The 22,293-nt window shown below is 67.4% G+C and carries 25 protein-coding genes; 10 read left to right on the top strand and 15 right to left on the bottom strand.

Annotated features, from left to right (window positions below; all coding sequences use genetic code 11):
• Positions 1 to 11: 11 nt before the first annotated feature.
• Both PMI12_RS27460 and PMI12_RS27465 read left to right on the top strand, forming a co-directional pair.
• Entirely contained in the window at positions 12 to 908 is an 897-nt protein-coding gene (locus PMI12_RS27460) for an SDR family NAD(P)-dependent oxidoreductase (RefSeq protein WP_007839243.1), read from the top strand.
• A gap of 63 nt (positions 909 to 971) precedes the next feature.
• A complete protein-coding gene (locus tag PMI12_RS27465) occupies positions 972 to 1,196 on the top strand; it encodes a SlyX family protein (protein ID WP_007839244.1) in 225 nt (74 codons plus the stop codon).
• Positions 1,197 to 1,206: 10 nt separating this feature from the next.
• On the opposite strand, the gene trhA is transcribed toward PMI12_RS27465, so the two are convergent.
• From trhA to cyoA, 8 genes are read right to left on the bottom strand one after another with little or no spacing between them, the layout of a single operon-like run.
• Positions 1,207 to 1,896 carry a PAQR family membrane homeostasis protein TrhA gene (trhA, locus tag PMI12_RS27470; RefSeq protein WP_007839245.1) on the bottom strand — a complete coding sequence of 230 codons (690 nt, stop codon included), beginning with the start codon at positions 1,894 to 1,896 and terminating at the stop codon, positions 1,207 to 1,209.
• 36 nt (positions 1,897 to 1,932) lie between these two features.
• Positions 1,933 to 2,478, bottom strand: a complete 546-nt coding sequence (locus tag PMI12_RS27475) for a response regulator transcription factor (protein ID WP_007839247.1) — start codon at positions 2,476 to 2,478, stop codon at positions 1,933 to 1,935.
• A complete protein-coding gene (locus tag PMI12_RS27480; RefSeq protein ID WP_042674621.1) occupies positions 2,459 to 3,853 on the bottom strand; it encodes an ATP-binding protein in 1,395 nt (464 codons plus the stop codon). Before PMI12_RS27480 ends, PMI12_RS27475 begins: the two co-directional genes overlap by 20 nt.
• Positions 3,837 to 4,625, bottom strand: a complete 789-nt coding sequence (locus PMI12_RS27485) for an SURF1 family protein (RefSeq protein ID WP_007839251.1) — start codon at positions 4,623 to 4,625, stop codon at positions 3,837 to 3,839. Before PMI12_RS27485 ends, PMI12_RS27480 begins: the two co-directional genes overlap by 17 nt.
• Positions 4,625 to 5,029 (bottom strand): cytochrome o ubiquinol oxidase subunit IV, encoded by a 405-nt coding sequence (gene cyoD / locus PMI12_RS27490; RefSeq protein ID WP_007839253.1) that lies wholly within the window; start codon positions 5,027 to 5,029, stop codon positions 4,625 to 4,627. The genes PMI12_RS27485 and cyoD overlap by 1 nt, the downstream gene beginning before the upstream one ends.
• The gene (cyoC, locus tag PMI12_RS27495; protein ID WP_007839254.1) at positions 5,026 to 5,688 is read right to left on the bottom strand and encodes a cytochrome o ubiquinol oxidase subunit III; all 663 of its coding nucleotides are present in this window, start codon (positions 5,686 to 5,688) and stop codon (positions 5,026 to 5,028) included. Before cyoC ends, cyoD begins: the two co-directional genes overlap by 4 nt.
• Positions 5,681 to 7,684, bottom strand: coding sequence for a cytochrome o ubiquinol oxidase subunit I (cyoB, locus tag PMI12_RS27500; protein ID WP_007839255.1), 2,004 nt, complete (start codon positions 7,682 to 7,684; stop codon positions 5,681 to 5,683). Before cyoB ends, cyoC begins: the two co-directional genes overlap by 8 nt.
• Before the next feature lies 1 nt (position 7,685).
• The gene (gene cyoA / locus PMI12_RS27505; RefSeq protein ID WP_042674611.1) at positions 7,686 to 8,714 is read right to left on the bottom strand and encodes a ubiquinol oxidase subunit II; all 1,029 of its coding nucleotides are present in this window, start codon (positions 8,712 to 8,714) and stop codon (positions 7,686 to 7,688) included.
• A 178-nt stretch (positions 8,715 to 8,892) separates the two neighbouring features.
• Here cyoA and PMI12_RS27510 point away from each other — a divergent pair, with 178 nt between their 5' ends.
• The gene (locus PMI12_RS27510) at positions 8,893 to 10,233 is read left to right on the top strand and encodes an MFS transporter (RefSeq protein WP_007839257.1); all 1,341 of its coding nucleotides are present in this window, start codon (positions 8,893 to 8,895) and stop codon (positions 10,231 to 10,233) included.
• Positions 10,234 to 10,297: 64 nt separating this feature from the next.
• The gene (locus PMI12_RS27515) at positions 10,298 to 10,987 is read left to right on the top strand and encodes an HAD family hydrolase (protein WP_007839258.1); all 690 of its coding nucleotides are present in this window, start codon (positions 10,298 to 10,300) and stop codon (positions 10,985 to 10,987) included.
• A gap of 10 nt (positions 10,988 to 10,997) precedes the next feature.
• Here PMI12_RS27515 and PMI12_RS27520 read toward each other — a convergent pair whose 3' ends face one another.
• The 5 genes from PMI12_RS27520 to PMI12_RS27540 all read right to left on the bottom strand — a co-directional run bounded on the left by PMI12_RS27520 (position 10,998) and on the right by PMI12_RS27540 (position 15,150).
• Complete coding sequence (locus tag PMI12_RS27520) at positions 10,998 to 11,999, bottom strand: isopenicillin N synthase family dioxygenase (RefSeq protein WP_007839259.1); 1,002 nt, start codon at positions 11,997 to 11,999, stop codon at positions 10,998 to 11,000.
• Entirely contained in the window at positions 11,996 to 12,739 is a 744-nt protein-coding gene (locus PMI12_RS27525) for an amino acid ABC transporter ATP-binding protein (RefSeq protein WP_007839260.1), read from the bottom strand. Before PMI12_RS27525 ends, PMI12_RS27520 begins: the two co-directional genes overlap by 4 nt.
• On the bottom strand, positions 12,736 to 13,446 hold the full coding sequence (locus PMI12_RS27530) for an amino acid ABC transporter permease (protein ID WP_007839262.1): 711 nt from the start codon (positions 13,444 to 13,446) through the stop codon (positions 12,736 to 12,738). Before PMI12_RS27530 ends, PMI12_RS27525 begins: the two co-directional genes overlap by 4 nt.
• 12 nt (positions 13,447 to 13,458) lie before the next feature.
• The gene (locus PMI12_RS27535; RefSeq protein ID WP_007839265.1) at positions 13,459 to 14,154 is read right to left on the bottom strand and encodes an amino acid ABC transporter permease; all 696 of its coding nucleotides are present in this window, start codon (positions 14,152 to 14,154) and stop codon (positions 13,459 to 13,461) included.
• Positions 14,155 to 14,322: 168 nt separating this feature from the next.
• Positions 14,323 to 15,150, bottom strand: a complete 828-nt coding sequence (locus tag PMI12_RS27540) for an ABC transporter substrate-binding protein (protein ID WP_007839266.1) — start codon at positions 15,148 to 15,150, stop codon at positions 14,323 to 14,325.
• A 186-nt stretch (positions 15,151 to 15,336) separates the two neighbouring features.
• Between PMI12_RS27540 and fabV the strand changes: the two genes are divergently transcribed.
• The 3 genes from fabV to PMI12_RS27555 are packed head-to-tail and all read left to right on the top strand — an operon-like array spanning position 15,337 to position 18,242.
• On the top strand, positions 15,337 to 16,533 hold the full coding sequence (fabV, locus tag PMI12_RS27545; protein WP_007839267.1) for an enoyl-ACP reductase FabV: 1,197 nt from the start codon (positions 15,337 to 15,339) through the stop codon (positions 16,531 to 16,533).
• A 27-nt stretch (positions 16,534 to 16,560) separates the two neighbouring features.
• Positions 16,561 to 16,980 carry a group II truncated hemoglobin gene (locus tag PMI12_RS27550; RefSeq protein ID WP_007839268.1) on the top strand — a complete coding sequence of 140 codons (420 nt, stop codon included), beginning with the start codon at positions 16,561 to 16,563 and terminating at the stop codon, positions 16,978 to 16,980.
• A 38-nt stretch (positions 16,981 to 17,018) separates the two neighbouring features.
• Positions 17,019 to 18,242 (top strand): NAD(P)/FAD-dependent oxidoreductase, encoded by a 1,224-nt coding sequence (locus PMI12_RS27555; protein ID WP_007839269.1) that lies wholly within the window; start codon positions 17,019 to 17,021, stop codon positions 18,240 to 18,242.
• 143 nt (positions 18,243 to 18,385) lie between these two features.
• Here the strand turns inward: PMI12_RS27555 and PMI12_RS27560 are convergent, their stop codons facing one another.
• Complete coding sequence (locus tag PMI12_RS27560) at positions 18,386 to 19,042, bottom strand: Smr/MutS family protein (protein WP_007839270.1); 657 nt, start codon at positions 19,040 to 19,042, stop codon at positions 18,386 to 18,388.
• Complete coding sequence (radC, locus tag PMI12_RS27565) at positions 19,042 to 19,719, bottom strand: RadC family protein (RefSeq protein WP_007839271.1); 678 nt, start codon at positions 19,717 to 19,719, stop codon at positions 19,042 to 19,044. Before radC ends, PMI12_RS27560 begins: the two co-directional genes overlap by 1 nt.
• A gap of 108 nt (positions 19,720 to 19,827) precedes the next feature.
• On the opposite strand from radC, the gene PMI12_RS27570 reads away from it, so the two are divergent.
• From PMI12_RS27570 to PMI12_RS27580, 3 genes are read left to right on the top strand one after another with little or no spacing between them, the layout of a single operon-like run.
• Positions 19,828 to 20,271 carry an FKBP-type peptidyl-prolyl cis-trans isomerase gene (locus tag PMI12_RS27570; RefSeq protein ID WP_007839272.1) on the top strand — a complete coding sequence of 148 codons (444 nt, stop codon included), beginning with the start codon at positions 19,828 to 19,830 and terminating at the stop codon, positions 20,269 to 20,271.
• The gene (ispH, locus tag PMI12_RS27575; RefSeq protein WP_007839273.1) at positions 20,268 to 21,236 is read left to right on the top strand and encodes a 4-hydroxy-3-methylbut-2-enyl diphosphate reductase; all 969 of its coding nucleotides are present in this window, start codon (positions 20,268 to 20,270) and stop codon (positions 21,234 to 21,236) included. Before PMI12_RS27570 ends, ispH begins: the two co-directional genes overlap by 4 nt.
• Positions 21,233 to 22,198 (top strand): threonine/serine dehydratase, encoded by a 966-nt coding sequence (locus PMI12_RS27580; protein ID WP_007839274.1) that lies wholly within the window; start codon positions 21,233 to 21,235, stop codon positions 22,196 to 22,198. Before ispH ends, PMI12_RS27580 begins: the two co-directional genes overlap by 4 nt.
• Positions 22,199 to 22,293: the final 95 nt, after the last annotated feature.

Raw genomic sequence — 22,293 nt, forward strand, 5'->3', positions numbered from 1 at the left:
GGAGAAACCTCATGCAAAAGCAGATCATCCTGGTCACAGGTGCCGGCACCGGCATCGGCAAGCTCGGCGCGCAATCGCTGGCCGAAGCCGGCCACGTCGTCTACGCGTCGATGCGCGACATCGCGGGCCGCAATGCCGGCCGCGCCGCCGAACTGCGCTCGCTCGCCGCGGCGAAGAGCATTCAGCTCCACCCACTCGAACTCGACGTGCTCTCGCAGGACTCGGCCGATGCCGCCGCCGCGACCATCGTGCGCGAGCAGGGCCACCTCGACGTGGTGATGCAGAACGCCGGCCACCTCGTGGTCGGTCCGACCGAGGCCTTCACGCCCGAAGAGATCGTGAAGGTGTTCGACACCAACGTGCTCGGCGCGCAGCGCGTGAACCGCGCGGTGCTGCCGTACCTGCGCAGGCAGGAATCGGGGCTGATGCTGTGGATCAGCAGCACCACCACCAAGGGCGGCTTTCCGCCGTTCATGGGCCCTTATGGCGCGGCCAAGGCGGCGATGGATTCGCTGGCCGTCACGCTGGCCTACGAGATCGCGCGCTTCGGCATCGAGACTTCCATCGTCGTGCCGGGCGCCTTCACCAGGGGCACCGACCACTTCCCGAGCGCGGGCAAGCCGGCCGATGCCGCGACCGCCGCCGCCTACAGCCGCTACGACGGCGTGATGGACCAGATCGGTGAACGCCTCTCGGCGCTGACGCCCGACAACGCCGACCCGCAGGCCGTGGCCGACGAAATCGTGCGCATCGTGGGCTTGCCCGCCGGCACACGGCCGATGCGCTCGCTGATCGACTTCGTGGGCGACGGTGCTACGGAGGTGTTCGAGGTGTCGGAGCGTGTGCGCATCGAGTTCGCGAAGCGCATCGGCATGGGCGATCTGCTCGAAGCGAAGGTACGGCGCTAGGAGGCCAAGGGGGCTAAGGGAGGCGTCATAAAAGGTGGGTCGGTCTTCCTGTCCAATAGCGGCATGGAAAACCCACCCCACGACCTCGCGGAACGCGTGACCGAGCTCGAGATCAAGTCGAGCTACGCCGAAGACCTGCTCGACCAACTGAACATGACGATCTACCGCCAGCAGCAGCAGATCGACCGGCTGATCCTCCAGGTCACGCAACTCAAGGAACAAGCGCAAAGCGCGGGTCAGGACGGCGCCGCGCGCAACCCGCGCGACGAGCTACCGCCGCATTACTGAGTCAGGAAGATCAGCCGTGCGAGTGCCAGAGCACGGCGAAGAAATGGCAGGTGCTGCCCGCGAGCACGAACAGGTGCCACACCGAATGCGCGAAGCGCACCTTGTTGTCGAACAGGAACACCACGGCGCCCGCCGTATAGAAGAGCCCACCGGCCACCAGCCAACCCAGCCCCGCCGGTGACATGCGCTCGTACAGCGGCACCGCAGCCATCAGCGCCATCCACCCCATTGCCACATAGAGCCCGGTCGACCACAGCGGATGCTGCAGCCGGTTGAACAGCTTGGCGCTCACGCCCAGCACGGCCGCCGCGCAGATGGCGCCGAACAGCGTCCACCCCAGCGGACCGCGCAGCACGCCGAACACGAAGGGCATGTAGCTGCCCGCGATGAACAGGTAGATGGCCGCGTGGTCCAGCCGGTTGAACCAGGCCTTGGCCCGGCCCATGGGCAGTGCGTGGTACAGCGTGGAGATCAGGTACAGCACAATGGCCGTGCCCGCGAACAGGCAGGCGCCGACCACGCCCGCGGCCTGCCCCTTCTGCGCCGCGTTGTAGACCAGGATGGGCAGCGCGGCGATGGCCAGCGCCAGGCCCAGGCCGTGGCTCAGGGCATTGAAGAGTTCTTCCATCGCCGTCTGGTCGCGGGCTGCCAGCACGGAGGTGCGCTGCGAGGGTTGCGTCTGGGAGGGAGCTGTCGTCATCGGAACCTCATGCAGATGGAGGGATGCAGTGGTTGCCTACTTGACCTGCTGCTTGCCCAGCTTGCGCGCCAGCGTGCGCCGGTGCATGCCGAGCCTGCGCGCGGTCTCCGAGATGTTGAAGCCGGTTTCGGCCAGCGTCTCGTGGATGCGCTCCCATTCGAGCGTCTTGATCGAGGTGGAGCGGTTGGTCAGCTCCACCTCGGTGGTGCCGGTGGCGCGGCCGAAGGCGGCCTCGATATCGTCGGTGTTCGACGGCTTGGCCAGGTAGTGGCAGGCGCCGAGCTTGATGGCCTCGACGGCGGTGGCGATGCTGGCGAAGCCCGTCAGCACCACGATCAGCATCTCGGCGTTGTGCCGGTGCAGCATCTGCACGCAGGCCAGGCCCGAGGCCTCGCCGTTGAGCTTGAGGTCGACCACCGCGTAGCCCGGCGACGAGGTGGCGAGCAGCGCCTCGACGTCTCCGAGGTTGTTGGCGAGCGCCACGGCATAGCCGCGCCGCTCGAAGGAGCGGCCGAGTGTGCGCGCGAAGGCGTCGTCGTCCTCGACGATCAGCAACTGGCGCTCAGCTCCGGTTTCGGTCATGGCCTTCCGTTTCGATGGTCTCGCCGTCGAGGACCTCTTCGTCCCCTGCTTCTTCTTCCAGCACGATGGCCGCGAGCGGCAGCGTGATCGTCACGATCGCGCCGCCCTCGGGCCGGTTGGCCGCCGCGACGCGGCCACCCACGGTGCGCGCCACGTTGACGACCAGGAACAGCCCCAGCCCGCCGCCGGGTCGCCCCTTGCTCGACTGGTAGGGCTTGCCGAACTCCTTCAGGATGGCCGGCAGGAAGCCGGGGCCCGCGTCGGTGACCGTGATCGTCAGCGCGTCGGCGTCGTGCGCCGCTTCGAGGCGCAGCCAGTGCGGCGACGCCTCCAGCGCATTGTCGAGCACGTTGCAGATCATCTGCTTCAGCGCCGAGTCCGAGACCATGGGCAGGTCGCGGCCGAAGCGATTGTCGTATTCGAAATCTTCCACCGGGCGGGTGGTGCGCCACTCTTCGATCAGGTCGTCGAGGAAGGTGCTGACGGTGGTTTCCTCGGAGGACTCGCCGCGCGCCTCGCCGGCCGACAGCAGGATGCCGCTCACGATGCTCTTGCAGCGCTGGATCTGCAGCTCCATCTCGGCCACCTCGGTCAGCAGCTCGGGGTCGGAGCTGAAGTGTGGCAGCCGGCGCCAGTCGCCGAGGATCACGGCCAGCGTGGCCAGCGGCGTGCCCAGCTCGTGCGCCGCGCCCGAGGCCAGCAGGCCCATGCGCACGATGTGTTCTTCCTCCGAGGCGCGCTGGCGCAGGTCGGCCAGCCGCGCGTCGCGCGCGCGCAGGTTGCGGCTGATGCGGGTGATGAAGATCACGAGCAGCGCCGCGTTCAGCGCGAAGCACACCAGCATGCCCTGGACGAAGGGGCTCCAGAGGCCGCGGTCGTGGTCCAGCGGCAGCGCGAGCGGGCGCGAGAACAGCGCCAGCCCGGCGAAGCAGATGCTGGTGATGACCACGATGGTCCAGGTCGACCATGGCTTCAGCAGCACTGCGCCCAGCGTCACCTGCAGCAGGAACAGGAACACGAAGGGGTTGGTGGCGCCGCCGCTCAGGTAGAGCTGCGCGGTGAGCGTGGCCACATCGACCAGCAGCGCGAGGAACAGTTCGCCGTTCGTCACGCGCCGGTGGCTGCGCGAGCGCAGCAGGCTGACCATGTTGAAGAGCGCCAGGCAGGCCAGCACCTGCAGCATGTGGTCCAGCGGCAGGCGGATCGCGAAGCCGTAGTGCACCACCAGGATGGTGACCACTTGCCCGACCACGGCGAACCAGCGCAGCTGGATCAGCTGCTGCATGTTCTGGTGGCCGGTGGCGTTGTCGAGGCTCGCGACACCGGCGCGGGGGGCGTGCAGCTCTCCTGCGATCGCCTCAATCGCGGTGGGCATCTTCGGCAGGGCGGGTGTCGGCATGGGCCGCATTTTCGCTGCGCCGCACGAACCAGGCGGCGATCAGCACCATCAGCGCCAGGCCATACCAGGTCAGGGCGTAGACGAGATGGCTGTTGGGGAAGGCGATGACCGTGAGGCCGGCGGCGGGCCAGGCCGGGGTGCCGTTCGCAGCCTGCGCGGGAGCGGCCTCGGCATCGACGAAGTAGGGCGCGACGTTGTTCAGGCCGCGCGCCGCGGCAATGGCCTGCACGTCGCGCGAGAACCAGCGCTCGCCGGCCGGATCGTTCTTGCGCAGGAAGCCGCCCTTGGGTTCGGTCAGGCGCAACAGGCCGGCGACGTTGGTTTCGCCCTGCGGCTCTGGCGCGGTGCGGGCCTGGCGTTCGCGCGCCTCGGGCGGCACGAAGCCGCGATTGACCAGCACCACGGTGCCTTCGGTCGTGCGCAGCGGGGTCAGCACCCAGAAGCCCGGGCCGAGCTTCGTGCTGGCTTGCACCAGCGTTTCCTTGTCATGGAGGAAGATGCCGGCGAGGCGGACATGCCGGTATTCGTCGTTGGCCGCGTTGACGGTGGGCCATTCGGTTCGCCCGGGGGCCGTGGCGGCCGGGGCATGCACGCGCTGGTCGACGCGGGCGATGAGATCGAGCTTCCAGGCCCTGCGCTCGACCTGCCAGGTGCCGAGCGAGATGAAGCCGGCAAAGGCGAGAGCGGCGCAGACCGCCAGCGCCACCCGCGAGGTATCGGAACGCTGGCGCGCGGCCTGCTGCGCCATCAGGGCATGTTCTTCATGTCGTGCATCGAGTGCGGCATCATGTTGGTGTTCATGTGGTACATGACCCACAGCGAACCGGCCAGCGTGATGACCACGAGCACCAGCGTGAAGATCAGTGCCAGCATGTTCCAGCCGCCTTCGGACTTGGCGTCCATGTGCAGGAAGTACACCATGTGCACCACGATCTGCACCACGGCAAAGGCCAGGATGACCAGCGCGGTGGTGCCTGGCTTGTCGAAGACCTTGCCCATCACGATCCAGAACGGAATGGCGGTGAGGATCACGGCCAGCACGAAGCCGGTCATGTAGCCCTTGAAGGTGCTGTGGCTCACCGGGCCGTCGTCGTGGCCGTGGTCGTCATGGCCATGGGCGCCATGGCCGGCGGTTTCGATATGCGCGCTCATTGCAGCGATCCCATCAGGTACACGAAGGTGAAGACGCCGATCCAGACCACGTCCAGGAAGTGCCAGAACATCGACAGGCACATCAGGCGTCGGCGGTTGGCGGCGGTGAAGCCGTGCTTGGGCAGCTGGATCATCAGCACGATGAGCCAGACGATGCCGAAGGTCACGTGCAGCCCGTGGGTGCCCACCAGCGCGAAGAACGACGACAGGAAGGCGCTGCGCTGCGGGCCGGCGCCTTCGTGGATCAGGTGCGCGAACTCGTACAGCTCCAGGCCGATGAAGCCCGCGCCCAGCAGGCCGGTGATGGCCAGCCAGACCAGCACGCCGCCCATGCGGCGCTGCTGCATCTGGAGCACGGCAAAGCCGTAGGTGATGGACGAGAACAGCAGCAGCGAGGTGTTGATCGCCACCAGCGGCAGGTCGAACAGGTCGGCGCCCGAGGGGCCGGCCGCGTAGCTGCGGCCCAGCACGCCATACACCGCGAACAGGCAGGCGAAGACCAGGCAGTCGCTCATCAGGTAGAGCCAGAACCCGAGCAGCGTGCCGTTCTCGGGGTGGTGGTCTTCGTTGCGGACGTTGAACACCTCGAAGGTGGGCACGCTCGAGGCGTTGCCCACGGTGTTCGCGTGGCTGGAGGGGAGGGCGGTACTGTTAGACATGGGCGGCCAGCAGGCGCGTGCGCGCGTCTTCGGTGCGAACGACTTCATCCGCGGGGATGTGGTAGTCGCGCTTGTAGTTGAAGGTATGGATGATCACGGCGGCGAGCATGGAGAAGAAGCCGATGCCGGCCACGAGCCACATCTGCCAGATCAGAGCGAAGCCGCACAGCGCGGCCAGCGCGGCGATGATGAAGCCGGCGGCCGTGTTCTTGGGCATGTGGATCGGGCTGAAGCCTTCCACCGGACGCTCGTAGCCGCGGGCCTTCATGTCGGACCAGGCGTCGTTGTCATGGATGCGCGGCGTGAAGGCGAAGTTGTAGGCCGGCGGCGGCGACGAGGTCGACCACTCCAGCGTGCGGCCGTTCCACGGGTCGCCCGTGGTGTCGCGCAGCGACTCGCGGCGGATGTAGCTCACCACCAGCTGGATGATGAACGAGCCGATGCCCAGCGCGATCAGCACGGCGCCGAAGGCAGCAACCTGGAACCAGATCTGCAGCGACATGTCCTGGAAGTGGTTCATGCGGCGCGTGACGCCCATCAGGCCCAGGATGTACAGCGGCATGAAGGCGAACCAGAAGCCGACGATCCAGAACCAGAACGAGCACTTGCCCCAGAACGGATCGAGCTTGTAGCCGAAGGCCTTCGGGAACCAGTAGGTGATGCCGGCCAGCATGCCGAACAGCACGCCGCCGATGATCACGTTGTGGAAGTGGGCGATCAGGAACAGGCTGTTGTGCAGCACGAAGTCGGCCGGGGGAACGGCCAGCAGCACGCCGGTCATGCCGCCGATCACGAAGGTGATCATGAAGCCGATGGTCCACAGCATGGGCAGCTCGAAGCGGATGCGGCCGCGGTACATGGTGAAGAGCCAGTTGAAGATCTTCGCCCCTGTCGGGATCGAGATGATCATCGTCGTGATGCCGAAGAACGAATTCACGCTGGCGCCGGAGCCCATGGTGAAGAAGTGGTGCAGCCACACGAGGTACGACAGGATGGTGATCACGACCGTGGCGTACACCATCGAGGCGTAGCCGAAGAGGCGCTTGCCGGAGAAGGTGGAGACCACTTCCGAGAAGATGCCGAAGGCCGGCAGGATCAGGATGTACACCTCGGGGTGGCCCCAGATCCAGATCAGGTTCACGTACATCATGGCGTTGCCGCCGAGGTCGTTCGTGAAGAAGTTGGTGCCTGCGTAGCGGTCGAGCGACAGCAGGGCCAGCACGGCGGTCAGCACCGGGAAGGCGGCGACGATCAGCACGTTGGTGCACAGGGCGGTCCAGGTGAAGACGGGCATCTTCATCATGGTCATGCCGGGCGCGCGCATCTTCACGATGGTGGCCAGCAGGTTCACGCCGGACAGCAATGTGCCCACCCCCGCTATCTGCAACGACCAGATGTAGTAGTCGACCCCCACGTCGGGACTGAACAGGATGCCAGACAGCGGCGGATAGGCCAGCCAGCCGGTCTTGGCGAACTCGCCGACGAACAGCGACGCCATCACGAGGCCGGCGCCGAAGGTGGTCATCCAGAAGCTGAAGTTGTTCAGGAACGGGAAGGCCACGTCGCGCGCGCCGATCTGCAGCGGCACCACGAAGTTCATGAGGCCCGTGACCAGCGGCATCGCCACGAAGAAGATCATGATCACGCCGTGGGCGGTGAAGACCTGGTCGTAGTGGTGCGGCGGCAGGAAGCCGGCGTTGTCGCCGAAGGCCATCGCCTGCTGGGCCCGCATCATCAGGGCGTCGGCGAAGCCGCGAAGCAGCATCACCAGGCCCAGGATGATGTACATGATGCCGATCTTCTTGTGGTCGATGCTGGTGATCCAGTCGCGCCACAGCATGCCCCACAGCTTGAAGTAGGTCAGCGCGCCCAGCACGGCGATGCCGCCCAGCACCACGCCCGCGAAGGTCGCGAGCAGGATGGGTTCGTGGAAGGGAATCGCCTCCCAGGAGAGGCGGCCGAAGACGAGCTTCGTCAGGTCTAGGTTCTGCAACATCTTATTCTTCGGTGGTGCACATCGCGGTGACGTACTTGCGCTTGGGCGAATCGAGGGAGTCGGCCTGCCAGGCCTGCTTGGTGGCGACGTTGAAGGCGCCGGGCTTGCCCAGGCCGCCGTCGGCGTCGATGGCCATCATTTCCTTCATGCACATCTTGCTGCGGTCGACGCACAGGTTGAGGATGGCGTCGTACAGCGCGGGGTCCACCGACGCGTAGTGGCGCACGGGCTCGCGTTCGCTCGGCACTTCGAGCTTCTTCTGGTAGAGCTCGCGCGTGAGTTCGCCGTCCTTGCCGGCCTTGACCTTCTGCACCCACTGGTCGAAGTCGCCGTTGCTCAGGCCGTGGAACTTGAAGCGCATGCCCGAGAAGCCGGCGCCGCTGTAGTTGGCGGAGAAGCCTTCGAACTCGCCCGGCTTGTTGATCACCGCGTGCAGCTTGGTCTCCATGCCCGGCATGGCGTAGATCTGGCCGGCCAGCGCGGGGATGAAGAACGAGTTCATGACCGAGGAGGCCGTGATCTTGAAGCTGATCGGGCGGTCCACCGGGGCGGCCAGCTCGTTCACCGTGGCGATGCCCTGCTCGGGGTAGATGAAGAGCCACTTCCAGTCGAGGGCCACCACTTCGACCACCAGCGGCTTGGCTTCGGCCGGGATTGCGCGTTGCGCGTCGAGGCGGCGCAGCGGCTGGTAGGGGTCGAGCGTGTGGGTGCTGATCCAGGTGATGGCGCCCAGCGCGATGATGATGAGCAGCGGCGCCGCCCAGATCGCCAGTTCGAGCTGGGTCGAGTGGTCCCAGTCGGGGCTGTAGGTGGCCTCCTTGTTCGACTGGCGGTAGCGCCAGGCAAAGAAGACGGTCAGGGCGATCACCGGGATGATGATGATCAGCATCAGCACGGTGGAGACGACGATGAGGCGTCCCTGCTGATTGGCGATGTCGCCGGAGGGGTTCATCAACACCGTGTTGCAGCCCGCCAGGAGCATGGCGGAAAGCAGCAGGAGTGATCGGCGAAGGTTCTTGAGGATGTGCATGCCGGGGGAAAAGAGGTGCAGGGGCGACGCAAAAAGACCCCACAATCTACGCTCGAAGACGGGTTTCGCCTATTGGACGTTTTGTCCTATGGCGGTAAATGTGTTTCGGTGCGACGCTCTAGGTTCTCCATGGTCTTTTGTGTCGCGTCCAGGCGTGACACCTGAATTACAGCAAGCAATGACGACGTCCAGCATCAGTCCGCAAGGCGCACAGCCGCTGCCGAACTCGCCCGAGCACGGCGGCGCCCGGCAGGGCGACGACCACTCGCACATCGCCCCCGGCGAGATCGCGGTCGGCGTGATCATCGGCCGCGCCTCCGAATATTTCGACTTCTTCGTCTACGGCATCGCCTCGGTGCTGGTGTTCCCGGCGGTCTTCTTCCCCTTCGAGCAACACCTCGAAGGTGTTCTGTACTCGTTCCTGATCTTCTCCTTCGCCTTCATCGCGCGTCCGTTCGGAACTGTCATCTCGATGATGATCCAGCGACGTTTCGGGCGCGAGGCCAAGCTCACGCTGGCGCTTTTCGTGCTGGGCACCTCCACCGCCGGCATCGCCTTCCTTCCGGGCTACGCGAGCCTCGGCTTCACGGCCATCGTGCTGCTGTCGGTGTTCCGCTTCGGCCAGGGCCTGGCGCTGGGCGGCTCGTGGGACGGCCTGCCTTCGCTGCTGGCGCTGAATGCGCCCGCCAACCGCCGCGGCTGGTATGCCATGCTGGGCCAGCTGGGTGCGCCCATCGGCTTCTTCATTGCCAGCGCGCTGTTCGCCTACCTGTATTCGAGCCTGCCATCCGAGGACTTCCTCGACTGGGGCTGGCGCTATTCCTTCTACGTGGCCTTCGCGATCAACGTGGTGGCGCTGTTCGCGCGCCTGCGCCTGGTGGCCACCGACGAATACTCGCGCCTGCTCGAGGAACGCGAACTGGAGCCCACCAGCGTGACTGAGCTGGTCCGCTCGCAGGGCGCCAACCTGCTGATCGGCGCCTTCGCCGCGCTGGCCAGCTATGCGCTGTTCCACCTGATCACCGTGTTCCCGCTGTCGTGGATCACGCTGTACTCCGACCAGTCGGTCAGCGAATTCCTGGTCGTGCAGATGATCGGCGCGGTGCTGGCCGCAGCCGGCATCGTGGCCTCGGGCCTGCTGGCCGACCGCATCGGCCGCCGCTTCACTCTGGGCGGCCTGGCCGCCGTGATTGCCGCGTTCAGTGGCTTCGCCCCCACGCTGCTCGACGGCGGCCGTCTCGGCCAGGACATCTTCATCCTGGTGGGCTTCGTGATCCTGGGCCTGTCGTACGGCCAGGCGGCCGGCGCCGTGACCTCGAACTTCGCGCCCAAGTACCGCTACGTCGGCGCGGCCCTGACGGCCGACCTGGCCTGGCTGATCGGCGCGGCGTTCGCGCCGCTGGTCGCGCTGGGCCTGTCGGCCCACTTCGGCCTGGCGTACGTCAGCGTCTACCTGCTGTCGGGCGCGGTCGCCACGCTGGCCGCGCTGGGGCTGAACCGGGCGCTGGCGCGCGACTGACCGGCTGCGCAGCCATTTCTTCCGTAAGGGGCCGTTTCGGCCCCTTTTTCATTAGGATGCCCCGATGTTCGCTGCCGCAATTTTCGACATGGATGGGCTGCTGATCGATTCGGAGCGCCCCATCATGGCCGCCTGGATCGAGGCTGCCCGCACGCTCGGCATCGAGCTTTCGCATAGCGAGTACCTGCAGGTCGTGGGGTTGGCCACCTCCGAGTCCGAACGCATCCTCGCATCGCTGCTCGGCGGCGCGGACGCCTACCGCCACGCCATCGGCCACGTGCGCCAGCGGCTGCAGCTGGCGCGCTCCGACGGCACGCCGCTGTTTCCCATCAAGCCCGGTGCGGGCGAATTCCTGGCGGCGCTGCGCGAACGCGGCACGCGCTGCGCCGTGGCCTCGTCGTCGACCAGCGGGCAGATCCAGGCCTGCCTCGGCAGTCTCGGCGTGCTTCATCACTTCGAGGCTTTCGCGGGCGGCGACGAGGTGGCGCGCGCCAAGCCCGATCCGGCGCTCTACCTGCTCGCAGCCGGGCGGCTGGGCGTGGACCCCGCGGACTGCATCGCCTTCGAGGACAGCGAGAACGGCGCCAAGGCGGCGCTGGCCGCGGGCATGCGCGTGGTGGTGGTGCCCGATCTCAAGCAGCCGCCCGAACCCATCCTCGAGCGGGCATTCCACGTACTCGGCTCGCTGCACGACGCGTTGGCACATCTGCCGCGCTGGTTTCCTTCGCCGGCGGAAAAGCAGCAGCCCGCGTGACAGGGTCTGTTCAGAGCACTTCGTCGCGCAGCTGCGGGAACACCTTCGACACTTTTGCGAGCAGGTAGTCGCCGTAGCGGCCGTTGAAGGCGTGCACGTTGGCGCGGTCCCAGCGCTCGGCGCTGTCGTCGCGTGCCTCGGCGCCGGCGAGCCCTTCGATGCGCTGCACGCGGGCCTCGAAATTCGGATCGAAGAACAGCGGGAACGACAGCCGGTCGCGGCCCGAGGTGTTGCGCTTCACGCGGTGCGGCGTCGACTTGTAGAGCCCGCCGGTCATGCGGTCGAGCATGTCGCCGATGTTGCAGACGAACGAGCCGGGAATCGGCGGCGCGTCGATCCATCCGTCCGGCGTGTGCACGGCGAGGCCGCCCACGGTGTCCTGGTGCAGGATGGTGAGCAGCCCGTAGTCGGTGTGCTCGCCCACGCCCCATTGCACGTCGAGGCCTTCGGGCACTGGCTGCGAGGGGTAGTTGAAGAGGCGGAACAGGATCAGCGGGTCGGCCGTGTAGCGTTCGGCGAAGTAGCTCCCGGGCAGGCCCAGGCTCAGCGCGATGCCTTCCATCAGCCGGTGGCCGAGTTGCGTGACGGCGGCCATGTAGTCGAGGATGGTCTCGCGCAAGCCCGGCACATCGGGAAACAGATTGGGCCCGTGCACCGGCGTCTTCGCCTGCACCAGCGGATGCGTGGCGGGCAGCTCGGTGCCGAGGTAGAGCCCTTCCTTCCAGTCGGGCCGGCCGGAGGTCAGCTCGCCGCCGAGCGGAAAGTAGCCGCGCCACGCGCGCCCGCCCAAGGCCATGCGCCACCGCATCTTGGTTTCCTCGGGCAGGTCGAAGAAGCGGTGGCTCAGGTCTTCGAGCCGCTTCACGAGCGCCGCGTCGACGCCGTGGCCCGTCGCGTAGAAGAAGCCGTGCGCGCGGCAGGCCGCGCCGATCTGCGCGGCGACTGCGTCGCGCCCGGCTGTGCCCGCCACGAGGGGCGCGACGTCGATGAGGGGGAGGGCGGTGTCGGTCATGCGTCTCTCGCAAAGGGCGACCGGATGTCGGCCAGGAACTGCTGCGCGCGCGGATGCTGCGGACGGTTGAAGAAATCGTCGGGCGTGGCGCGTTCCAGCACCTTGCCCTCGTCCATGAACAGAACGCGGTCGGCCACCTCGCGCGCGAAGCCCATCTCGTGCGTCACGCAGACCATCGTCATGCCGTCGCGCGTGAGGTCGCGCATCACCAGGAGCACTTCACCGACCATCTCGGGGTCGAGCGCACTCGTGGGTTCGTCGAACAGCATCAGCGGCGGCTGCATGGCCAGCGCGCGCGCAATCGCCACGCGCTGCTGCTGGCCGCCCGACAGTTCGCTGGGCCACGCATTCGCCTTGTTCGACAGGCCCACGCGCTGCAGCAGTGCCATCGCGCGCTCCTCGGCCTCCTTGCGCGTGAGGCCGCGCAGCTGCATCGGCGCCATGGTGCAGTTCTGCAGCACCGTGAGGTGCGGAAAGAGGTTGAACTGCTGGAACACGAAGCCGATGCGCGAGCGGAAGGCGTTCACGTCGAGGCCGGGCGCATGGATGTCCTGGCCGTCCACGGCGATGCGGCCCGACTGGATCGGCTCCAGCCGGTTGAAGGTGCGGATCAGCGTCGACTTGCCCGAGCCCGAGGGCCCGCACACCACGACGACTTCGCCCTTGTGGATGGTCTCAGTGATGTCGACCAGCGCGTGGTAGCTGCCGTACCACTTGTTGACTTTTTCGAGTTCGATCATGCGGACACCTTGGGTGCAACGGTGGACATGCCGCGGCGCGCAAGCCGGCGTTCCAGCCAGTAGGCGAAGCGCGACAGGCCGAAGCAGAGAATGAAATACGTGCCGCCCAGGATCAGGTAGATCTGCGCGGGCTTGGTGAACACCTGCGTGTTGATCTGCGTCGCGATGAACGACACCTCGGCCAGCCCGATGATGTAGCCCAGCGAGGTTTCCTTGATGGTCGAGACGAACTGGTTCACCAGCGAGGGCAGCATGCTGCGCAGCGCCTGCGGCAGCACCACGAGGCGCATCGCGCGGCCGTAGCCCAGGCCCAGCGCGCGGGCGGTTTCCATCTGCCCGCGGGGCAGGCCCTGGATGCCGGCGCGCACGATCTCCGCGAGGTAGGCGGCGTCGAATATCACCAGCGCGATCAGCATGGTGGTGAACTGGTCGGTCTTCACGCCCGTGACGCTCGGCAGGAAGAAGTAGGCCCAGAAGATCACCATCAGCAGCGGCAGGCCGCGCACCACGAACACGAAGCCCGTGACCGGCCAGCGCAGCCAGCGCCACGGACTGACGCGCGCGAGGCCGAGCACGATGCCCAATGGCAAGGCGAGTACGAGCCCGCAGGAGGCCAGCAGCAGCGTGAGCACCAGTCCGCCGAGCGGGCCATTCGGGTACTGCCCGATGAGGAAGTAGACCCAATAGTCGTTGATGATCTGCAGCATCGCCCGGCGTCCTCAGATCGTGCGCACCGGATACCGGTGGTGGTACCACGTCGCCAGCCCCGTGATCGCCAGCGACACCGTCAGGTACGCCGCGCTCGCGAACGCGAAGGACTCGAAGCTGCGGAAGGTCGCGCTCTCGACCTGGCCGGCCTGGTACATCAGCTCGGCCACGCCGATCACGGTGGCGATGGAGGTGTTCTTCCAGAGGCTCAGCGTCTGCGAGATCAGCGGCGGGACAGTCACGCGCAGCGCCTGCGGCAGCACCACGCCGCGCATGGTGGCGAGGTAGCTGAAGCCCATCGCGCGGCCGGCCTCGAACTGCACCGTGGGGATCGCGCGGATGCCGCTGCGGATGTCCTCGGCCATGAAGGCCGCCGTGTACAGCGACAGCGCGATCACCGCGCTGTAGGCCTCGATGTGCCCCGCGTAGAGCCATTGCTTGATGCCTTCGGGCAGCAGCTCGGGCGCGCCGAAGTACCAGAACAGCATGTGCGCGAGCAGCGGGATGTTGCGGATCGACTCGACGTACGCGAAGCCGAGCCAGCGCAGCGGTGCGAAGGGCGAAAGGCGCAGCAGCGCGACCACCAGCGCGAGGGGCAGCGCCAGCACCAGCGCGGCCGCGAGCAGCTGCAGCGACAGCAGCAGGCCCGCGACCAGCATGTCGTGGTACTTGCCGGTGAGCAGCAAGGAATAGTCGAACAGGGGCATGGGGGGCGACAGTATCACTGCCGCAGGGGGTCTTGGCTCCCTCCCCCGCTGGGGGAGGGTTGGGGTGGGGGTGCGGCGGAGGTCGATCCACCGAGGCCTATGCAAAGGCCGTCAGCCCCTATCCCGGCCTTCCCCCAGCGGGGGAAGGAGAAAGACCGGGGGCCGGGCTCAGTCGATCTTGTCGCTCTCGAGCTTGAAGTCGCGCGACTGGAAGCCCGAGGCCGTGTCCGGGCCGTACCACTTGATGAAGATCTTCTGCGCCTCGCCCGACTTCTCGAGCTCACGCAGCGTGTCGTCCACCACGGCCTTCAGGCCGCTCTCGCCCTTCTTGATACCGATGGCCAGCGCCTCGGTGCTCAGGTTCTGCTTGAGCACCACGTACTGCGCCTTCTGCGGGCCGAGCTTGGCGTAGCTGCGCAGCAGCGCGGCCTCGTCGTCCACATAGCCCACGCCCTTGCCCTGCTGCAGCGCCTGGAAGGCCTGCTGGCTGGTGTCGAAGGTCACGACCTCGACGTTGGGCACGGCCTTGCGGATGTTGGGTTCCTGCGTGCCGCCGCGGATGGTCAGCACCTTCTTGCCGGCGAGCTGCGGCACCTCGGTGATGCCGCTGTCCTTCTTCACGATGGCCTTCTGGCCCGTCACGAAGGTGGTGAGCGAGAAGTCGATCTGCGCCTCGCGCTCCTTGTTGTGCGTGAGGCCGGCGGCGACAAGGTCGACGTGGCCCTGCTGCAGTTCGGGAATGCGCGCGGCCACGGCGATCTGCTTGAGCACCGGCTTCACGCCGATCTTCTTTGCAATGGCGTTCACCAGGTCGACTTCGTAGCCGACGATCTGGCGCGTCTTGGGGTCGACGAAGGTCGCGGGCTCGTCGGTGCCGAGCACGCCGACGACCAGCTCGCCCTTTTTCTTGATGTCGGCCAGCTGGTCGGCGTGGGCGACGGTGCCGAGCAGGAAAGTGGAAGCGGCGACGGCCGCGGCGAGCAGGGTGTGGCGCATAGGTTGTCTCTCTCCTAGAGGAAATTCAGGGTCGAACCATATCAATAAAACCCCTGATTATTAAATCGTCAATCGACATATGCATATGGACAAGCTGAAGGCGGTTATTACGGGCTGGGTTAAATTCGCGGCGCCAAAAACGCGCTCCCGCCGTTTTCTTCCCGCATCTCATCCAGCGAGATCCTCATGATCATCAAACCCCGCGTGCGCGGCTTCATCTGCGTTACCACCCATCCTGCCGGCTGCGAAGCCAACGTCCGCCAGCAGATCGAGTACGTCAAGGCCAGGCCCGCCATCGAGGGCGGCCCGAAGAAGGTGCTGGTGATCGGCGCATCGACCGGCTACGGCCTCGCGGCGCGCATCACCGCCGCCTTCGGCTGCGGCGCCGACACGCTGGGCGTCTTCTTCGAGCGCCCCGGCAGCGAGGCCAAGCCCGGCTCGCCCGGCTGGTACAACACCGCCGCCTTCGAGCGCGCGGCGCACGCCGAAGGCCGCTATGCGAAGAGCATCAACGGCGACGGCTTTTCCGACGCGGTGAAGCAGCAGGTCATCGACACCATCCGCGCCGACCTGGGGCAGGTCGACCTCGTCGTCTACAGCCTGGCCGCGCCGCGCCGCACGCACCCGAAGACCGGCCAGGTCTTCAACTCGGTGCTCAAGCCCGTGGGCAAGGCCGTGAACCTGCGCGGCCTCGACACCGACAGCGGGGCCGTGAAGGAAACGGTGCTCGAACCCGCGACGCAGGAAGAAATCGACAACACCGTGGCCGTGATGGGCGGTGAAGACTGGCAAATGTGGATCGACGCGCTGCAGCAGGCCGGCGTGCTGGCCGACGGCGCGAAGACCACCGCCTTTACCTATCTGGGCGAGCAGATCACGCACGACATCTACTGGAACGGCTCCATCGGCGCCGCCAAGAAGGACCTCGACCAGAAGGTGCTGGGCATCCGCGCGCAACTGGCGGCCAAGGGCGGCGATGCGCGCGTGTCGGTGCTGAAGGCGGTCGTCACGCAGGCCAGTTCGGCCATTCCGATGATGCCGCTGTACCTGTCGCTGCTGTTCAAGGTGATGAAGGCGCAAGGCACGCACGAGGGCTGCATCGAGCAGGTGCACGGGCTTTTCGCCGAAAGTCTCTACGGCAGCGCACCGCACATCGACGAGGAAGGCCGCCTGCGCGCGGACTACAAGGAACTGGCGCCGCGGGTGCAGGCTCGCGTGCTGGAGCTCTGGCCGCAGGTGACCGGCGACAACCTCGACGAGCTCACTGATTTCGCCGGCTACAAGACCGAGTTCCTGCGCCTCTTCGGCTTCTCGGTGGAGGGCGTGGACTACGAGGCCGACGTGAACCCCGACGTGGCCATTCCCGGCCTCGTGCAGCTCTAGCAAGCGCTCGGAGGGATACTCCCGCCCATGCAGATTCAAGAAAAGCCGCCCGCCGGCACGCCGTTCGACTGGATCGGCGGCGAACCGAAGGTGGAGGCGCTGGTCGAGCGCTTCTACGACCTGATGGACCTCGAGCCCGCGTATGCGCAATTGCGCGCCGTGCACGGCACCAGCCTCGACAACGCGCGCCAGCGCCTGTTCTGGTTCCTCTGCGGCTGGCTCGGCGGGCCGCAGCACTACACCGACCGCTTCGGCCATCCGATGCTGCGCGCGCGCCACCTGCCGCAGAGCATCGGCGGCCACACCATCGGCATCAAGGAACGCGACCAATGGCTGGCCTGCATGGACCAGGCGATGGGCGAGACGGGTGTGCCCGAGGACTTGCGCGCAAGGCTGCGCGACTCCTTTTTCAAAACCGCCGACTGGATGCGCAACCGCGGCGAGTGACCGACCCCATAACGATTCCGAAAGACGTTTCTCTCATCATGAATTCCATCGTCATCATCGGCGGCGGCCACGCCGCGGCCCAGCTCTGCGCGGGGCTTGCCGAAGCGGGGCAGGGCGCGCGCGTGCACCTCGTGTGCGAAGAGGCGTGCGAGCCGTACCACCGCCCGCCCCTGTCCAAGGCCTTCCTGAAGAGCGCGGAGGAAACCACGCAGCCGCACAAGGCCGCCGACTGGTACCGCGAAGCGGGCATCGCGCTGCACCTGGGCGACGCGGCCGTGGCGATCGACCGCGAGGCGCGCACCGTCACGCTGCGTTCGGGCGCGGTGCTGCCGTGGGAGCGCTTGGTGCTGGCCACCGGTACGCGCGCACGCCAGATGCCCGACCTGAAGCCGGGCCTCGAAAACGTCGCGAGCCTGCGTGCCGCCGAAGAAGCGCACCGCCTGCGCGAGCGGCTTGCATCGGCCGAGAAGGTGACCGTGCTCGGCGGCGGCTTCATCGGGCTCGAGGTGGCGGCCACCGCCAAGGCGCTCGGCAAATCGGTGCAGGTGATCGAAAGCGCGCCGCGCCTGCTGGGCCGGGCCGTCTCGCCCGAGCTGTCGGCGCATGTGCTCGCCACGCACCGTGCGGCCGGCATCGACATCGTGCTCGGTGCGCAGACCGGTGCCTTCGAAGTGGAAGGCGACCGGCTGGTGTCGATCCAGGTCAACGGCGTGAAGCAGCCGGTCGACCTGCTGCTGCTCGGCATCGGCGCCGTGCCCGAGACGGCGCTCGCACAGGCGGCCGGCATCGAATGCGCCGACGGCATCGTGGTCGACGGCCACATGCAGACCAGCGCGGCCGGTGTGCTCGCGGTGGGCGACTGCACGCGCTTCCCCGACCGCCGCGCGGGCCGCGCGCTGCGGCTCGAGTCGGTGCAGAACGCCAACGACCAGGCGCGCACCGCGGTGGCCACGCTGACCGGCGCGGCGCGTGCGCACGACGCGGTCGCGTGGTTCTGGTCCGACCAGGGCGGCATGCGCCTGCAGATGGTGGGCCTGATGCCGGCCGAAGGCACGCCGGGCCTCGTCAGCGTTCGCCGCGCGGGGCCGAAGCCCGATGCGTTCTCGCTGTTCCACTACGTCGATGGGCAGCTCGTGTGCGTGGAGTCGGTGAACGCGCCGGTCGACCACATGATGAGCCGCAAGCTGCTTGAAGCGGGGCGTAGCCCTGATGCTGCGGCGGTGGCGGACGCATCGGTTCCGCTGAAGAATCACTTGGCGTAAGCCGGCTGCGTTTCCTGCTCCCTCCCCGCTGGGGAGGGTAGGGGTGGGGACACGACGGCGATGGATGAGGGAGGGCCCGTGCAAAGGCCGCGAGCCCCCATCCCAGCCTTCGCCCGGAAGGGGAAGGAGCAAGTCAGAAAGCGTCAGCGCCGCGTGGGCGCCAGCAGCACGACGAGGGCGCCGGCGCCGCCTTCCGCGGGCTTGGCCTGCACGAACGCGATCACCTCGTTCTTCTGGATCAGCCAGCGCTGCGCCTTGGTCTTCAGCACCGGCTGCCTGCCTGGCGAACCCAGCCCCTTGCCGTGCACCACGCGCACGCAGCGCAGCCCCTGCTTGCTGGCGTTGCGGATGAAGCCACCGAGCGCCTCGCGCGCCTCGTCGCTGCGCAGCCCGTGCAGGTCGACCTGCCCCTGGATCGCCCATTCGCCCTTGCGCAGCCGCGCCGTCACGTCGGTGCCGATGCCGGGCCGGCGAAAGCTCATGGCGTTGTCCACGTCGAGCAGCGTGGTCACGTCGAACTCGTCGGAGAGCGACTCGCGCAGCACGCGCTGCTCGTCGAGCTGGTGCTGCACCGGGATCGGTGCCGGCGGCAGCGGCGCAAGCGGCACTGCGGCCTTGCGGCGCAGCGGCTCGGTGGCACCGATGGCGCGTGCAAAGAGGTCTTTCTCGGCGGCGAGCTTGCGTTCGGCCGCGGCCTTTGCGGCCGCCTCGGCGGCTTCGCGCTCGCGGGTTTCGGCGAGCGTGCGCTGCACCTGCTTGAGGTCGGCGAGGTTCTTGAGAGACGGGGCGCGTGCGGCCATCAGAGCACGCCCTTCTCGGCCATCGAGAAGCTCTGTCCGGGGCTCACGATGATGTGGTCGAGCACCCGCACGTCCACCAGCGCCAGTGCGGCGCGCAGCGTCTGCGTGAGCGACTCGTCGGCGCGCGAGGGCTCGATGTTGCCGCTGGGGTGGTTGTGCGCCAGCACCACCGCCGCGGCCTGGTGGTGGATGGCGCGCGTGACGACCTCGCGCGGATAGACGCTGGTCTGCGTGAGCGTGCCGCGGAACATTTCCTCCAGCGCGATCATGCGGTGCTGCACGTCGAGGAACACCACCGCGAACACTTCGTAGGGGCGCGAGCCGATGTGCAGCTGCAGGTACTGCTTGACCGCGTCGGGCGAGTCGAACACCGTGCGCTCCCTGAGCCTTTCGCCCATGGCGCGGCGCGCCAGTTCGAGCACCGCGATCAGTTCGGAGCGCTTGGCGCTGCCGCCCATGCCCTTGATGGTCTTGAGCTCCTCGGCGCCGGTGTGCAGCAGGCCCGAGAGGCCGCCGAAGCGCTCGAGCAGCTGCTGCGCCAGCTGCAGCACGTTCATGCCCGCCACGCCGGTGCGCAGCAGCAGGGCCAGCAGCTCGGCGTCGGCCAGCGCGGATGCCCCTCGCGAGATGAGTTTTTCGCGGGGACGGGCGTCGAGAGGGAGATCCTTGAATGCCATGAAACCCTGGGGTGAAACCTTGGCGGAGCCGGGTGAAGTCCCGGTCCTTAAAATGAGGTCCAGTTTATCGGGACACCCACCTTGTCTTTGCCCACCTCCGCTGCCCCCATGTCCCAACTCGTGACTTCCGGCTCCTTCCTGACCCTGCACTACCGGCTGGCCGGCCCGGCGGGCGACATCATCAACACTTTCGCCGACAAGCCCGCGACCCTGTCGCTCGGCACCGGCGAGCTTTCTCCGGCCATGGAGCAGCGCCTGATGGGCCTGGAAGAAGGCGCGCATGCCACCTTCGAGCTGCCCGCCGGCGAGGCCTTCGGCGAGCGCAACCCCGACATGCAGCAGTGGGTGGCCAGGAAGCTGCTCGCTCAGATGGGCGACCCCGACGAGCAATACGCCGCGGGCGACGTCGTGCAGTTCCCCACGCCCGACGGCACGGGCAGCTACGCGGGAGCGGTGATCGAATCGAATGACACGGCGGTGCGCTTCGACTTCAACCATCCGCTGGCCGGCCAGCCCGTCACCTTCGAAGTGAAGCTGATCGGCGTGCTATGAACCCCGACATCTCGGAAGTCATCCTTGCCGAACCGCGCGGTTTCTGCGCGGGTGTCGATCGCGCCATCGAGATCGTCGAGCGCGCCATTGCCAAGTTCGGCGCACCGATCTACGTGCGCCACGAGATCGTGCACAACACCTACGTGGTGAACGAGCTCAAGGCCAAGGGCGCGATCTTCATCGAGGAACTGTCCGACGTGCCGCCCGGCGCCACGCTGGTGTTCAGCGCACACGGCGTGAGCAAGGCGGTGGAGCAGGAGGCGCGCGACCGCGGCTTCGAGATCTTCGATGCCACCTGCCCGCTGGTGACCAAGGTGCACGTCGAGGTCGCCAAGCTCGCGAAGGAGGGCTTCGAGTTCATCATGATCGGCCACAAGGGGCATCCCGAGGTCGAGGGCACGATGGGCCAGCTCAGCAGCGGCATTCACCTCGTCGAGGACGTGGCCGACGTGGCGAAGGTCTCGCCCTCGCAGACCGAGAAGCTCGCGGTGGTCACCCAGACCACGCTGAGCGTGGACGACGCAGCCGAGATCGCCGCCGCCGTGCGCACGCGCTTTCCGGCCGTGCGCGAACCCAAGCAGCAGGACATCTGCTATGCCACCCAGAACCGCCAGGACGCGGTGAAGATCATGAGCCCGCAGGTCGACCTCGTGATCGTGGTCGGCAGCCCCACCAGTTCCAACAGCAACCGGCTGCGCGAACTGGCGCAGCGGCTGGGCACCGAGAGCTACATGGTCGATTCGGCCGAAGAGCTCAAGCCCGAGTGGTTCGAGGGCAAGACGCGCATCGGCCTCACCGCCGGCGCCTCGGCCCCCGAGGTGCTGGTGCGCGAGGTGATCGAGCGCGTGCGCGCGTTCGGCGCGGTGTCGGTCCGCAAGATGGACGGCATCGAGGAAACCATCAAGTTTCCGCTGCCCAAGGGGCTCAAGCTCGACGACATTCCCCCTCCAGGACATATCTCTTGAACGACAAGAAAACCTTCGACTGGCGCTCTGAAATAGATAGCGCTTCCCGCAGGCTGAGCGAGCGTGCCGGCCACTTTCTGCGCGAAACCCCGCTGTGGAAGCTGCCGGCGGCCGCCTTCGGCGTCGCGGCGCCGGGCGCCGAGATCTGGCTGAAGCTCGAGCACATGCAGGTCAGCGGCAGCTTCAAGGCGCGCGGCATGATGAACCGGCTGCTGGCCAACGACATTCCCGACAGCGGCGTGGTCGTGGCCTCGGGCGGCAATGCGGGCATCGCCACGGCGGCCGCGGCGCGCGCTCTGGGCGTGCCTTGCCAGGTGTTCCTGCCGGGCGTGTCGCCTGAGGCCAAGCGCGCGCGGCTGCGTGCGCTGGGCGCGGAAGTGGTCGTCGTCGGCGAGCTGTACCCCGATGCGCTGGCCGCCTGCCTGACGCGCCAGAAGGAATCCGGCGCCTTGCTCACCCACGCCTACGACCAGCCCGAAGTGGTGGCCGGCGCGGGCACGCTCGGCCGTGAGATCGAAGAGCAGGGCGGTCTTCCCGATGCTGTGCTCGTGAGCGTCGGCGGCGGTGGGCTGATCGGTGGCCTCGCTGGTTGGTTCGAGCAGCGCGTCCGTGTGGTGGCACTCGAACCCGAAAAGGCGCCCACGCTGTTTCGCGCTCGCGAGGCCGGAGAGCCGATCGACGTGGAGGTGGGCGGCATCGCGGCCGATTCGCTCGGGGCGCGTCGCATCGGCGCCATTTCGTGGGAAATTACGCAGCGGCAGGTGCGGCACGCCCTGCTGCTGTCCGACGAATCCATCCGCGCCGCCCAGCAGTGGCTGTGGAAAGAGCTGAAGCTGGCAGTGGAACCGGCCGCCGCGCTGCCGCTGGCCGCGCTGCAGACCGGCGCTTACGCGCCGCGCGCGGGCGAGAAGGTCTGCCTGATCGTCTGCGGGGCGAACGTCGATCCCGCGACGGTCGCCTGAGAGTCGAAGGCGGCCGCCGCCGGGCCGCCCCAAGGCGAGCCGCGCCTCCCCCTCGGGGGGGTGGCGAATTACACGGAGCGAAGCGCAGTGAAAAG

The organism is Variovorax sp. CF313 (genome assembly GCF_000282635.1).
GTDB lineage: Bacteria > Pseudomonadota > Gammaproteobacteria > Burkholderiales > Burkholderiaceae_C > Variovorax.

Bases quoted from the DNA above. Each gene is read 5' to 3' on its own strand.
- PMI12_RS27460 (WP_007839243.1), top strand. From the start codon at position 12: ATGCAAAAGCAGATCATCCTGGTCACAGGTGCCGGCACCGGCATCGGC.
- PMI12_RS27465 (WP_007839244.1), top strand. From the start codon at position 972: ATGGAAAACCCACCCCACGACCTCGCGGAACGCGTGACCGAGCTCGAG.
- trhA (WP_007839245.1), bottom strand. From the start codon at position 1,896: ATGACGACAGCTCCCTCCCAGACGCAACCCTCGCAGCGCACCTCCGTG.
- PMI12_RS27475 (WP_007839247.1), bottom strand. From the start codon at position 2,478: ATGACCGAAACCGGAGCTGAGCGCCAGTTGCTGATCGTCGAGGACGAC.
- PMI12_RS27480 (WP_042674621.1), bottom strand. From the start codon at position 3,853: ATGCCCACCGCGATTGAGGCGATCGCAGGAGAGCTGCACGCCCCCCGC.
- PMI12_RS27485 (WP_007839251.1), bottom strand. From the start codon at position 4,625: ATGGCGCAGCAGGCCGCGCGCCAGCGTTCCGATACCTCGCGGGTGGCG.
- cyoD (WP_007839253.1), bottom strand. From the start codon at position 5,029: ATGAGCGCGCATATCGAAACCGCCGGCCATGGCGCCCATGGCCATGAC.
- cyoC (WP_007839254.1), bottom strand. From the start codon at position 5,688: ATGTCTAACAGTACCGCCCTCCCCTCCAGCCACGCGAACACCGTGGGC.
- cyoB (WP_007839255.1), bottom strand. From the start codon at position 7,684: ATGTTGCAGAACCTAGACCTGACGAAGCTCGTCTTCGGCCGCCTCTCC.
- cyoA (WP_042674611.1), bottom strand. From the start codon at position 8,714: ATGCACATCCTCAAGAACCTTCGCCGATCACTCCTGCTGCTTTCCGCC.
- PMI12_RS27510 (WP_007839257.1), top strand. From the start codon at position 8,893: ATGACGACGTCCAGCATCAGTCCGCAAGGCGCACAGCCGCTGCCGAAC.
- PMI12_RS27515 (WP_007839258.1), top strand. From the start codon at position 10,298: ATGTTCGCTGCCGCAATTTTCGACATGGATGGGCTGCTGATCGATTCG.
- PMI12_RS27520 (WP_007839259.1), bottom strand. From the start codon at position 11,999: ATGACCGACACCGCCCTCCCCCTCATCGACGTCGCGCCCCTCGTGGCG.
- PMI12_RS27525 (WP_007839260.1), bottom strand. From the start codon at position 12,739: ATGATCGAACTCGAAAAAGTCAACAAGTGGTACGGCAGCTACCACGCG.
- PMI12_RS27530 (WP_007839262.1), bottom strand. From the start codon at position 13,446: ATGCTGCAGATCATCAACGACTATTGGGTCTACTTCCTCATCGGGCAG.
- PMI12_RS27535 (WP_007839265.1), bottom strand. From the start codon at position 14,154: ATGCCCCTGTTCGACTATTCCTTGCTGCTCACCGGCAAGTACCACGAC.
- PMI12_RS27540 (WP_007839266.1), bottom strand. From the start codon at position 15,150: ATGCGCCACACCCTGCTCGCCGCGGCCGTCGCCGCTTCCACTTTCCTG.
- fabV (WP_007839267.1), top strand. From the start codon at position 15,337: ATGATCATCAAACCCCGCGTGCGCGGCTTCATCTGCGTTACCACCCAT.
- PMI12_RS27550 (WP_007839268.1), top strand. From the start codon at position 16,561: ATGCAGATTCAAGAAAAGCCGCCCGCCGGCACGCCGTTCGACTGGATC.
- PMI12_RS27555 (WP_007839269.1), top strand. From the start codon at position 17,019: ATGAATTCCATCGTCATCATCGGCGGCGGCCACGCCGCGGCCCAGCTC.
- PMI12_RS27560 (WP_007839270.1), bottom strand. From the start codon at position 19,042: ATGGCCGCACGCGCCCCGTCTCTCAAGAACCTCGCCGACCTCAAGCAG.
- radC (WP_007839271.1), bottom strand. From the start codon at position 19,719: ATGGCATTCAAGGATCTCCCTCTCGACGCCCGTCCCCGCGAAAAACTC.
- PMI12_RS27570 (WP_007839272.1), top strand. From the start codon at position 19,828: ATGTCCCAACTCGTGACTTCCGGCTCCTTCCTGACCCTGCACTACCGG.
- ispH (WP_007839273.1), top strand. From the start codon at position 20,268: ATGAACCCCGACATCTCGGAAGTCATCCTTGCCGAACCGCGCGGTTTC.